An 11,197-nucleotide genomic window follows, 5' to 3' on the forward strand; every position below is an offset into this window, starting at 1 on the left:
CCTATTTGGTCGATCGGTCGCTGCATTCTTTTTCCACCCTTCCACCCTTTAAGGATAAAAAATTTTATAGGTCTTCGCCTTTTCTGTATACCGTAGAAATACGGAAAAAGAATATTTATTTGTTACTTTTTTCTCTTCTAAGTACGGTGGTCGTTGACAACCATTTCTGAAAAGCAGAATCGCTGACTCCCACTCTTAACTTGGATCACGAATAGGATTTTTCATGCAAAAAGCAGCAAAGGTTAATTTGCTGCTTTTGCTGGTTTTTGTGCGTTCGAGTTTACCAGAAACTTTTTACACTGCTGCACGCGGAAGGTTTCGATAATTCCTTCACTCCTAATGTAATTAAATTACATGGGACAACGCCGTTACTCTAGGGAAGAAGGCTCCCCCAATTTACTAAGAATGCAATTTGTCAAACAAACTTTGTCTTAATCGCTGCTGAAACTCTGGATCGTTTCGTTGATTGTTTCGTCGATCAACTTCTTTGTTGAGATTTTCCAACAAAAATTTAAGTTGCTCGTCGCTGAATTCAGTTATGTTTCCGCTGATTGCAGTTACATAATCATTTAGTGTGTTTTCCTTAGCCTTCTGAATTTGTCTAGTTACTAGCGGTGTCTCGTCAAAGACTTCCGGTTCGGCAATAGGTTGGGCAAGGTTATCAGATATGGGCGGTGTTGGAATTGTTGGCGGCATTGGAGAGGAAAACACATCGACGACTGTGTGCGGATCATACCTTTCAGCCAGTGCTCGATCGGCATCCCGCATATCGGGTAACACTGATCGCCCATTCCCCAAACCAACAGCGGCCGCAAGCTGTTTCTGCTCTGCCTGAGTGTTACCAAATTCAGCAATCTCGGTTTTTAGCAGGTGCTTTTTGTTGACTGAACTATAGTGATTTTCGATCGCCGCGATAGTTCCGCGTCCCCCGAATGCTTGGCGAAATAAGTCGAGTCGCGCTCCGAAATAGATCAGGACACAATCAAAATCACTTCCCTTAATTGGGTTGCCTTCATCATTTAAAAAGTTGATTCTTCCCCGCCAATAGCAAAGAGCCGAGGCATATTTGTTGATGAGTTCACCAGTTCCGACGTTACTTACAACGCCAGCTTTTAAAAGCATGACGGCCGCTGATACGCTACCCCGTGCAAATTCAAAGCAGCACCGCTCAACCCACGGGAATGGGTCGGAGAATGGTGGATTGATAAATAATGTTTTGCTCCATGTGTTGTGTCTCGCCAGACCGTCATCTTGCTTGTAATATCGTACTGCTGCTGGAATGTTGCTACCAGAATCAGAACACGGATCAAGCCAAATCTGACCGCCCAAAGACTTTTTAACCAAGCTAACAATAGGCTGATCGCTAGTGTTTGGCGTTCTCCATCCATCCGGATCTTTCGGCGGGGCAGCCGACTTGAGCTGCTTCTTCTCATCTCGTACAGTTTCAAGCGCCCACTTCAACCCGATCGATGGCTGATTTTCCTCTGTAAGAAGCGCAACCAGTTTCGCTTTTGCCTCGACAATTTCCCAGTTTTTGGCAATCGTCATATAGCACTGAGCCGATCGAATCCCGATACCAGCTTGCTCTAGCTGCTTTTCAAACTCCCCATACTGACACTTTTTCTTGAACTCTTGAAGGTAAACACCAGTTAAACGAACGCGGTGAAGCTTTTCTAGAGCAAGCTCGAACTCTTTGCGCTCGATGACACAGATGAGCTGGTGCTGTTCACTAGCCATAGAAATGAGTTCATTCTTCGTCAGCGCTCCGATGTTCGGCGGCAAGGTCAGAGAGATATTCGATTCGTTATGTGAAGATTCAACATCAAAACGTGGAGGTTCAACTTCCCACATCTGTAGATAGGCTGAGCCTATTTGCATTCCTTCTAACCGGATCGTTTTTGTCCCTGGAAGAAATTTCTCAATTTTCTTGAGTTCTCCCTTGTGCATACAAAAGTCAAATTCAAACAGCCACAGAAAGTTATTCTTTTCCCATTCAGTCCAACTTTCAATTAAGTCCTGCGAGATATTCAACTCGCTTGAGTCCGATCGCAGCGACTCTCCAGTCGAGAGCATTACCGAGGGCTGCACGTCGGTCGCGGTTGTCGCCATCTCTTGAGGCAACTCCGATTTGTGGTCGAGGGAGGACTGTTGCGCCTGGACTTGCGCCAATTCGAGTGCCGTCCGATTCTCCTGTGGATTCGTCCAGCCCACTGGGAGATTGTAACCAGCTTCGAGGAATTCCGGGTTCGCAACTTCCGAACTGGTTATCAGTCCTAATTGAATCAATTGCGTTTCTAGTTTGTTCTTCCCAGGCGGCCGCTGGTTCGAGTTGCCCGATAAAGCTCCGGGCGATCGCAACAATAATGATCCGCTCTCGACTCCAGGGGCTGCCAAAGTGGGCGCTGGTAAGACACTGCCACTCCGCATCGTACCCGCACGAGGATAGGGAGTCGAGGATGAATCCGAAGTAACTTCCTGGTTTGTGGCCGGGGGAGTAAGAGCAACTAAGGAGTCCGGCAACGTTCTCAATGATTGCAAAGTCGGGCTGCAATTCTGCAATTGCTCTGAGCACGTCGGGGAAGCAGTTTCGGTGGTCGTCGGCTCCGCGTCTTTTTCCGTCATTGCTGAAGGGTTGGCAGGGAGGGGAAGCGGTGATAATTTTTGGTCGATCGGGAATGGCGATTTCGCTGGTAAAGCTGACAAGCTTGATATTGGCAAGTTGCTTTGTTCCAGGGAATCTGATTTTAAGAAGTCGTTGGCAGTAACTGTCCCATTCACAGAAGATGTCGGGGCTTCTTCCCCACACCTTAGTTCCTGCGTAGGGGAACCCTGCGCCAATTCCTGAGCACAGATCGAGCCATTGCCATTGCCTGATTGATTCCATATTTCCTCTGCTGTTGTGTGTTGATATTCTTCCTCTGCTGTTCCTTCCTGCAACTCGACCCAAGCTAAATAAGCCTTTTTAAATGCTTCTAAATCGCCGGGATAATCATCCGGTTCCGGCGGTTCATTGCTGTCAAATTCCAATAGATTAAGCTGTCCATCTGCCTCAGCTTTGTGTTGAACTTTGCCAAAATCGGCGGGGTTCCAAGGTTCCAAATGCAAACTATCAAAACCAGCAGCTTCTTGGTCAAATTTCCACAAACCTTGTTTACCAGTTGCTGGAATTGGTGCGATCGCCCGAATATTCTCAAGCTTGAACGCATAGCGGCCGATTTTCCAATCCCCGCAGCGCAGTTCTGTTGGACATTGTTGGTTGATGAATTCCTCTGTCATAAGAATCACATCAGTTAGTTCGGCGATCGCAACTACTGCGGAATAAGGGCACTCTTCATTCAATAAATCTTTGAAAGATGCCACAACTTTGTCATGTTCCCGCAGTTCTTGCTTGCCTTTGGGCTTGCGTCCTGCGTGAATAACAATCAGCCCGCGATGATTAGTCGGCCAATCACGAGTTTCGTATTGCTTGTGACCGACTGCAATCAAGGAAGCCCAAGGCTGATGCAGAGTGATAGCAGTCAATTCAGTTGATTCAGTTGATTCAGTTGATTCTATTGTTATCCCAAACTCTGCCGCCTTCTTTTTCCCTTCTTCAGTTTGCAAAAAACGTTTAACTTTAGCTGCTAGTTCAATTGATCCGCTGGGTAAATCTTCCCCTCGTACACTTTCACTAATCCCCGGCGTCTCCAAAACTCGATCGCCCGTTGTACCTTCCAAGGCTCCGCCCTGAGCACAAACGATATCTCCATCCAGTTCGTCGGCCGCTTTGCCGTTGCCACGAGAAACAGGATTTTTCGGTACAGTATTCGATCGTTTCGATTTGGAACTGCTAGATGTAGAGATAGGCTGACGTTTACAAGCTGGTGATTTTCCATTTTTAATTACCATGATTGATTTGTCCTCTGATTTCTCTAATATCTGGCTGGTTTGGGGTGTGGCAAATACGCTCAAATTGTGCGTTTTCGTAACCTTGTAGATAGTTTTCGTCGTTCACTGTGGGCAGTTGATTTGCATAGCCTGCATCCATCCCAAAACACTCCAACCAACCCATCATGTAAGCCTGATTGTGGGGATACTGCGGATAAAGCTGATCGCCTGCATCACTGAACCCCCGATGCCAATCGTCGTAGGTTAAATCTGGCTGCTTATCTGGGTGAATTTCCCATGATGTTGGATAGGTACTCACCACAACACCTCCTCCTCTACTGAATTGCACTGTGCACACTGGCACTGCCCCATTACTGCTGCACTGGGTGAATGTTTGATTGATTTTTCTACAGACGGAGAGTTCTCGGAATGTTTCTCCAATTTAGAATTCACTTCGTAGAGTTCATCTTTCAAAATTACTTTTTGATTTACAACTCTGAGTTGATACTCTTCAATCAAGGATCTTGCGTTTTTTTCCACCCAACGAGAAATTAACGTCGGCTGCGTTGGCATACAAGAAGCAGCTTCTAAACAAAACTTCTCGAAAATCTCTCTCTCTGCATCTGAAGAAAGAGATGAAGTAAAAGTTGAAAGAACATCTGAAGAAGAATATGAAGAAGAATATGAAGGCTTCCTCAAATCCTTGCCCTGCTTGGCTTCTGTTTTTTCTCCTGTCACGATGAAAGATGCGCTGTCTACGATCGTGGATTGGTTGTCCACGATTGCAGACTGGCTGTCTACGATTGTGGACTGGCTGTCTTGATTCGTGGACTGGTCATCTTCAATCGTGGACTCATTGATATCAAAGGAATTGAGGCTAATTGAAAACTTAGTATTAGCTGGTGTTGACCAATTGATAGAACCTTCTGCTTTGAGTCTGCTTAAGGATGAGTAGAAAGCGGCCCGACTAATTCCCAGTTTGTCTGTAATCTCTTTCTGCGTTTCTTTGAGCGTCCAACCGTCCTTGAGTCTGATTTTGAAGTAGAAGTGAAGTAACCCTTTTGCTGTCAGATCACCTTTTTGATAGTGGGCGATCGCATCTGTAAGAAATACTTCGTAATGCTGCGGTTTTGCCATTATTCCTCTCCTTTCATGAGTGTTAAAGAAGAAGTGTTGCTCTGAGGAATGTAAGCAATAGCAAAGTTTCCGTAGCCAAAGTATCCGTATTTCAGGCAAGCGTCTATTACTTGAGATTTGCTGTAGTAGTCTGAAGCATTGGTGTGGTCAAATAATTCATCGACTGCAGGCATTAAATACGTAATGCCTCCTCCAAACCTTGAGAAATATTGCCAGCAAGGAAAGTCTGGGTCAAATTTGCTAGAAATAGGCTCTTCAAATTTTGGAAGAACTCGTTTTATCCACATGGCTAATACCTCTTTGCTGAATATTTGCTTTGCCCTGATTGAGTTGGGCGTGTTTTTGCCCACGTGCTCAATTTTTGTGGTACTGATTTTGTTTGAGTCATGCTATAAGTAGATCATTGGTGATCTAAAAAATTTTAAGCCAATACTGAAATTGTAGGCTAATATTTCAGTAATTACTGAATTTGGATATTAAGTTTTATGAAGTTTTATGAAGCGTTAGACCGGACTCTTGATGCCTACGAAATTTCTGCAAAGTGGCTCTCAGAGCAGTCCGGCGTGAGTATGCAGATGATTAGCCAGTTTCGCCGAGGGAAGCAGCGCGTCTATAGCGATAGTCTTGAAGCGATGATCGGAGCATTGCCTTTAGAAGTTCGTCGCCATTATTATAGTTTGATGAATGGCGATAGCATTTCAGTTTCTGCAATGAGTGAAATGGAACTTGCCGATATTATGGATAAGATTGCTGAAGTTTTGCGGCAGCGTACTAATGAGCGTAACAATGTGCGATCGTCCCTAGTACGTATATAATTTGCTATCTGTTGTAGGGTGTGAAGATATGGAACCTGTAGTATCTGGTAAGAATTCTGTGGAAGAAATTTATAAACTTATTCGTGAACTTCCTGCTGAAAAACAGTCGGAGTTGATTAATAAAATTCTTGAAGGCTCAGGTTTAGTAGTGATAATGGGTAACGGTTGTGTTACTAATAACACAATTAATGTAGGTGGCAGGTACGATAAACTAGCCGAGCAAATAGAAGCGATCGCTCTTGAATTACGCACATTAAAAAGTGTTCGTAATTGATATAATAATAGTATCCCCGCGTGCTGCAAACACCGGGGAAGTGGTCAACCTAGTTCTAGTAGGTCAACATGAATATTATAAACTTTGATTCTCTCTTTTTGACACAAAAGGGGAATCTTCCAACTTGTCCGGCTGTTTACTTTGTTCTTTCTCAGCGGAAAAAAGTTCTGTATATTGGTCGTGCCGATAATCTAAGGAGTCGCTGGCAAAACCATCACCGCTTTACTCAAGTTAATCGCTTAGGCGCTCGAATAGCTTGGATGGAAGTTGCAAATGAGAGTGAGCTTCCAGAGATTGAGCGCAATCTTATATCTACTTTCAAGCCTTTACTCAATGGCACTTCAGTAGAATCTATAAGCTATGCTTGGGTTGAAGATTTTGTGAGAGAGCTTTTTACTCTTCATCGTGAAGGCTATATCAACAATACGATCGCACATGATGCTTGCCTTGAATTGATGAGCCTTGCTCGAAAATTGCGATCGTCCTAAAATCTAAACTTTGTAGGTGTTGCCATTGCTAACAACTTTGGCAACGCGCCACGCTGCCTGAGCGCCAATCTTCCCAGCTCGGATAAATACGAAGCTGCCATGCTGGAATCGATCGCCGTGCGGCTTAGTCCCAATGAGCGATCGAACTTCAGCCGTTGACAGCAGCCAACCAGAAGCGATCGCCCGTTCCAGTGCTGTGTAATGTTGCAGCGGGTCGCGCGTCGCTGCAATGTGTCGGGCGATCGCCTCGATGAGTTCGAGAAAGTTTTCTCTCTCTTGATTTATAGCTGTTGCAGCCGCAGGTTCGATCGCTGCTGGCATAACTTCGGTGCGGCTGCTTTCAAAATCAGAGAGGGTGCCACCAGATTTTAGGTGCTTGTCCAGCTTGTCCAGTTTGTCCAGTTGGTCACTGGATATTTTGCCTCGGGCTACTGGTTCGATCGATAAAGCTTTTATGCGATCGTACACAGCCTGCCTGCTAGTTAAGCCATAGCGCTGTTGTAGCTCTGAAATTGGGTGATTTTCCATTGTTAATAATTTGTCCAGTTGTCCACTAGACAAATTGTAGTTGTGATTTGTCCAGCGGGCAACTGGACAATTGACTGGACAAAAAAAACCCCCTTATTACGGGGGGTAAAAACGTCTTGCGAGACGTTTATAAAGCTAGATGGGGATTTTTACTTATGTGGGCGTCAATTCCTTAAAGTTGTCCCTTAATCTTTGAGTAGGCAATGTTTCAATTTTGGGTTCTTCCGTACCTGTTATGCTAAATTGCCTCAGACGATACCTAAAATCCTTGCGTAGAAAGGATTTTAGGTATTACTTCGAGTTAACTTAGGATGTTGAAGCCTAAAATCCCGGTATAGCTGGCTTTGGAGTCATTTTGACTAGCCGTTTGGCATAGTAAGTGCGGAAGAGCCAAATATTATTTCACTAAAACAGACTCAAGTAATATAGTAGTCTGAAACAAAGTTGATACTTAAATCATACTTCTACATTACTTAAGTTTTGCCAGTTACTAAAAATATCCTGTAAGAATAGGAGTCATAGCCTTTTTGTTGACTGGGAAAAAGCTGTCGTAGCTTACTAGGTTAAAGCTAGCAGCTATCTCATCGCAGTTGTTAAACCATGAGCGGTCTTCATTAAGAACGCTACGGGGGACTACTCTACTAAAAGCGTAAGTTCCTTCTCCGGTGATTATCTGGTTGGAAAAGTTGAATAAGTGATCATTTCCGTTGCTGAAGATGCCGCCATCTATTCCCCATACGCTAGATTGGAGGAGAAAATTACTATTCAAAAGGATAGCAAGTGTATCTAATTCAACCTTGATGGTTGCAGTGACCCTAGCCAGGCTCTGTCGCCTCCCAAAAAGATCGATTTGTAATCTAGCATTCTTTAAAGCAGTAACTCTGGTATTGACCGTAGGGTCGTTTGGCATACCAGTAAGAGAATCAACCTCTATTTCTTGAGAGAAGATACGATTTCCTGAGGCGAGAGAATCTTCTGAGTCGAGAGAGTCTTCTGAGGCGAGAGAATCTTCTAGGGCAGTAGAATCTACTGAGGCGAGAGAATCTTCTGAGTCGAGAGAATCTTCTAGGGTGAGAGAATCTTCTGAGGCAATAAGTTCAGGATATTCAGATTCTACTAGGGATGGTTCTATCCACTCATCACCTAAGATTTCTAAGGTTTGTTGGGTCATAAAAGTTTCTTACCTGATGGGTTTCATTTGGGTGAAGAGAAAGCAGGCTAGGTGTTACCTAATGCCTTGCCTTATTTATGGTTTTTATCATTACTCATTAAGTTTGCAAAGTCAAGTGATTAATTTTTTGTGAGACAAAACTCAAGGTTTTATGTCTTAGTTGTAAAAAGATGCTTATACCTCATAGCTCTTTATGAATCTGCACGGCTGCAAGTAATAAATGGGGATATTGCAGTATGCCCGCCTAGCTTTATTTTTTTGCTGGCGGTAAAACTCGATCTAACGAACTAGAGCCTGAACGACTACTCCGGCGCTGTTCGGGGATTTAAGCGGTTTACCCGATCGCCCTTCACTCTACTCACCGACTAGCTGAAAGTCTGCTTTCTACAGTTGCTGGCATTAAAGAGCCCGATCGAATAAAGCTTAACTTGTCCACCGCATAACTGGACAAGTTGAATTATTCTCCGACAGAAGCGCAACCGGGTGCGTTTTTAGAGCATTGCCTCTAGGAGTTCAATAATTTTCTCTATTTCGTCTGCATTCAGTTTGCTCATAATTTCGATCATTGCAGCGTACACTCGAATCTGTTATATACTACATACAGTAACTATGGAGTGTACGCTGCAATGGCTAACTCAAATCCCAAGCGAGAAAATTTAAGGCAGGAATCCCCTAAGTGGCAAAATTTGCCCACTGTTGCTGTAAGGATTCCAGAAAAATTTAAGGATCAGTTGCTGGCGATTGCGCGCTCTTTGGATGAAGGGCAGCCAGCAGGCTTAGATATGCCTCTTAATTTGGAAACTGTTAATCAATGGCTCAAGTCTCTTGATGCAGATCTACTCTTGGACTTAAAAGCTAAAGTTGAGATTGCATTAGTTGAAGCGAAGGAGAGAAAGTGCGATCGTCGTTTGGAACAAGCTATTACCTATCTAGCTAGTCGTTGTGATGGTGCTTTTTCTCAAGATGGACAAGGGTTTAATGGTGCTGATACTGCTTTTGGTCATTGGTTGGCAGAATTGATCGAGCAGCAAGAACCTATCCTTAAAAATCATGCTCAATCTGCTTTAAAAATGCTGAGGAAATATATTAAGCAGTTAGAGGGCGGTGGATTAGGTTTACCTAACTGGGAAACAATTGAGCATCAATACCCTGACAAAATTAAGTTGACTACTTTGATGATGTTAGAAGGGAAAGAAAAGCGAATTATTCCTGAAAAACGTATTCAGGTAATAGGAGATATGATTGCGGTGTACGCTCCATATGATAGTAGTGGAAGATTTCAAAGAAAGGCTAAAAATATTGAGGGTTATAAATTTAATGGTGAGGATAAAAGTTGGCGTTGGTCGATTAATAAAATAGCTGAAGTTACTGCCGCTTTTTCTCAAGACGATGAATATCATTACGATCCAAATATTGAGGGAGCGATCGCACTTGTAGAAATTCAAAAATCTGAAGAACTGGCACAGTTGAAAGCTGAAGCTCTAGAGAAATCTGACAATATTATCAAGCTTGTCAGCGTTGCCGATTTAGATGCGCCGCTGTCAAATGGTTGGTATTTGAGGGATTATCAAAAGCGTGGTGTAGAGTGGCTTCTTGCTCACTGTCGCGGTGGAATCTATACCGGGGGAGTTTTGGCGGATCACATGGGACTTGGTAAAACCTTGACTACCCTTGCGGCTGCTAAAGTAATGCAGCGTACACACCATTGTCCTATTTTTGTGATTGCACCCGTATCATTGCTGGAGAACTGGCGACGAGAGGCTGAATTAGCACAGGTGCGGATTGAGTGTTTCAGTTGGTCTAAGATTCCCAAGGCGTTAGAATCTCAGAAATATGCGCTGATTGCGGATGAGGCACACTATGCCCAGAATGAGCGATCGCAGCGCACTCAAAAACTTTTAGCTCTAGCACACAGTGAAAATTGCATTGCCACCTGGATGCTTACGGGTACGCCAATTAAAAACGGTCGCCCCATTAATCTTTACCCGCTGTTGCTGGCTGCGAACCACCCGTTAGCTGAGAACAGGCTTGAGTATCAGAAGCGCTATTGCAACGCTCACCATAAGTCTTTTGGTAAAAAAACTGTTTGGGATGTTACCGGGACCGCTCACTTAGATGAGCTAGCTAAAAAAACTGAGGATGTGATTTTGCGGCGAACTAAAGCGGAATGTTTGCCTGAGCTCCCAGCGAAAACTAGGCTGTTTAAACAGGCAGAATTAGAGGCTGATAAATCTAAGGAGTATGAAGCAGAAATTAAGCGTCTAGTTGAAGATTATCGCGATCGCGCTAAAGCTGGCTTAGTTGATGCAGATTCCGAGGCTTTGGTAACGCTCAATTATTTGAGAAAAGTAGGCAGTCAGTTTAAGGTTGATGCTGCGATCGCTCTGGCTGAAGAGTTGCTAGAACAAGGTCAGCAAGTCGTGATGTTTACTGAGTTTCTAGAATCTGCCAATGCACTGTACGCTGCATTGGGTGGAGAGTTGCTCACTGGTGAAAGTAAGTCAGAGGATCGTCAAGCAATGATCGATCGCTTTCAGGCTGGTGACTCTAAGGTATTTATCGGTACGATTAAGGCTGGTGGTGTTGGGATTACGCTTACAGCAGCTTCTCATGTGGTTCTTGTTGATCGTGCATGGACTCCTGGCGATTGTGAGCAAGCTGAAGATAGATGTCATCGTCTTGGTCAAAGCAATGCTGTGTTTGCCACTTGGATACAGTTAGGTCAAATTGATTTCGCGATCGATAATTTGCTCCAAGCAAAACAAGAACGAATCGAATTAGTCCTCAAGGGGAAGCGCAAAACATTGAGAAAGCTGGATTCACCCAAAGAATTAGCTAAGGAGTTATTAGAAATTTTGTAAATAAATTATTCTTTTACAAAAACGAAACCAGTTGCGCTTCTTTGAGAGAATAAAGA

The 11,197-nt window shown here is 43.9% G+C and carries 11 protein-coding genes and 1 pseudogene; 4 read left to right on the forward strand and 8 right to left on the reverse strand.

All coding sequences use genetic code 11. The features are described 5' to 3' along the window. Positions 1 to 399: 399 nt before the first annotated feature. From ACUVJL_RS13925 to ACUVJL_RS13950, 6 genes and pseudogenes are all read right to left on the reverse strand, one after another. Positions 400 to 2,109: a DNA N-6-adenine-methyltransferase gene (locus tag ACUVJL_RS13925; protein WP_445246396.1), complete on the reverse strand. Its 1,710-nt coding sequence runs from the start codon at positions 2,107 to 2,109 to the stop codon at positions 400 to 402. Further along, entirely contained in the window at positions 2,006 to 2,884 is an 879-nt protein-coding gene (locus ACUVJL_RS13930; protein WP_445246397.1) for a DNA cytosine methyltransferase, read from the reverse strand. The genes ACUVJL_RS13925 and ACUVJL_RS13930 overlap by 104 nt, the downstream gene beginning before the upstream one ends. Before the next feature lie 455 nt (positions 2,885 to 3,339). After that, positions 3,340 to 3,888: pseudogene (locus tag ACUVJL_RS13935) on the reverse strand (ASCH domain-containing protein); the annotation flags it as partial. After that, complete coding sequence (locus ACUVJL_RS13940) at positions 3,878 to 4,186, reverse strand: hypothetical protein (protein WP_445246387.1); 309 nt, start codon at positions 4,184 to 4,186, stop codon at positions 3,878 to 3,880. The pseudogene ACUVJL_RS13935 and the gene ACUVJL_RS13940, both read right to left, overlap by 11 nt. Next, positions 4,183 to 5,004: a hypothetical protein gene (locus ACUVJL_RS13945; RefSeq protein WP_445246388.1), complete on the reverse strand. Its 822-nt coding sequence runs from the start codon at positions 5,002 to 5,004 to the stop codon at positions 4,183 to 4,185. The genes ACUVJL_RS13940 and ACUVJL_RS13945 overlap by 4 nt, the downstream gene beginning before the upstream one ends. Next, positions 5,004 to 5,354, reverse strand: coding sequence for a hypothetical protein (locus ACUVJL_RS13950; protein ID WP_445246389.1), 351 nt, complete (start codon positions 5,352 to 5,354; stop codon positions 5,004 to 5,006). The genes ACUVJL_RS13945 and ACUVJL_RS13950 overlap by 1 nt, the downstream gene beginning before the upstream one ends. A 135-nt stretch (positions 5,355 to 5,489) precedes the next feature. On the opposite strand from ACUVJL_RS13950, the gene ACUVJL_RS13955 reads away from it, so the two are divergent. From ACUVJL_RS13955 to ACUVJL_RS13965, 3 genes are all read left to right on the forward strand, one after another. Then, positions 5,490 to 5,819, forward strand: coding sequence for a hypothetical protein (locus ACUVJL_RS13955; RefSeq protein ID WP_445246390.1), 330 nt, complete (start codon positions 5,490 to 5,492; stop codon positions 5,817 to 5,819). A 28-nt stretch (positions 5,820 to 5,847) separates the two neighbouring features. After that, a complete protein-coding gene (locus ACUVJL_RS13960) occupies positions 5,848 to 6,093 on the forward strand; it encodes a hypothetical protein (protein ID WP_445246391.1) in 246 nt (81 codons plus the stop codon). 68 nt (positions 6,094 to 6,161) lie between these two features. Continuing rightward, on the forward strand, positions 6,162 to 6,581 hold the full coding sequence (locus ACUVJL_RS13965; protein WP_445246392.1) for a GIY-YIG nuclease family protein: 420 nt from the start codon (positions 6,162 to 6,164) through the stop codon (positions 6,579 to 6,581). 3 nt (positions 6,582 to 6,584) lie between these two features. On the opposite strand, the gene ACUVJL_RS13970 is transcribed toward ACUVJL_RS13965, so the two are convergent. After that, on the reverse strand, positions 6,585 to 7,109 hold the full coding sequence (locus ACUVJL_RS13970; RefSeq protein WP_445246393.1) for a hypothetical protein: 525 nt from the start codon (positions 7,107 to 7,109) through the stop codon (positions 6,585 to 6,587). 490 nt (positions 7,110 to 7,599) lie between these two features. Next, on the reverse strand, positions 7,600 to 8,280 hold the full coding sequence (locus tag ACUVJL_RS13975) for a hypothetical protein (protein WP_445246394.1): 681 nt from the start codon (positions 8,278 to 8,280) through the stop codon (positions 7,600 to 7,602). Between the two features lie 626 nt (positions 8,281 to 8,906). On the opposite strand from ACUVJL_RS13975, the gene ACUVJL_RS13980 reads away from it, so the two are divergent. After that, on the forward strand, positions 8,907 to 11,141 hold the full coding sequence (locus ACUVJL_RS13980) for a DEAD/DEAH box helicase (RefSeq protein ID WP_445246395.1): 2,235 nt from the start codon (positions 8,907 to 8,909) through the stop codon (positions 11,139 to 11,141). Positions 11,142 to 11,197: the final 56 nt, after the last annotated feature.

This window comes from Microcoleus sp. OTE_8_concoct_300 (assembly GCF_031383065.1).
GTDB lineage: Bacteria > Cyanobacteriota > Cyanobacteriia > Cyanobacteriales > Microcoleaceae > Microcoleus.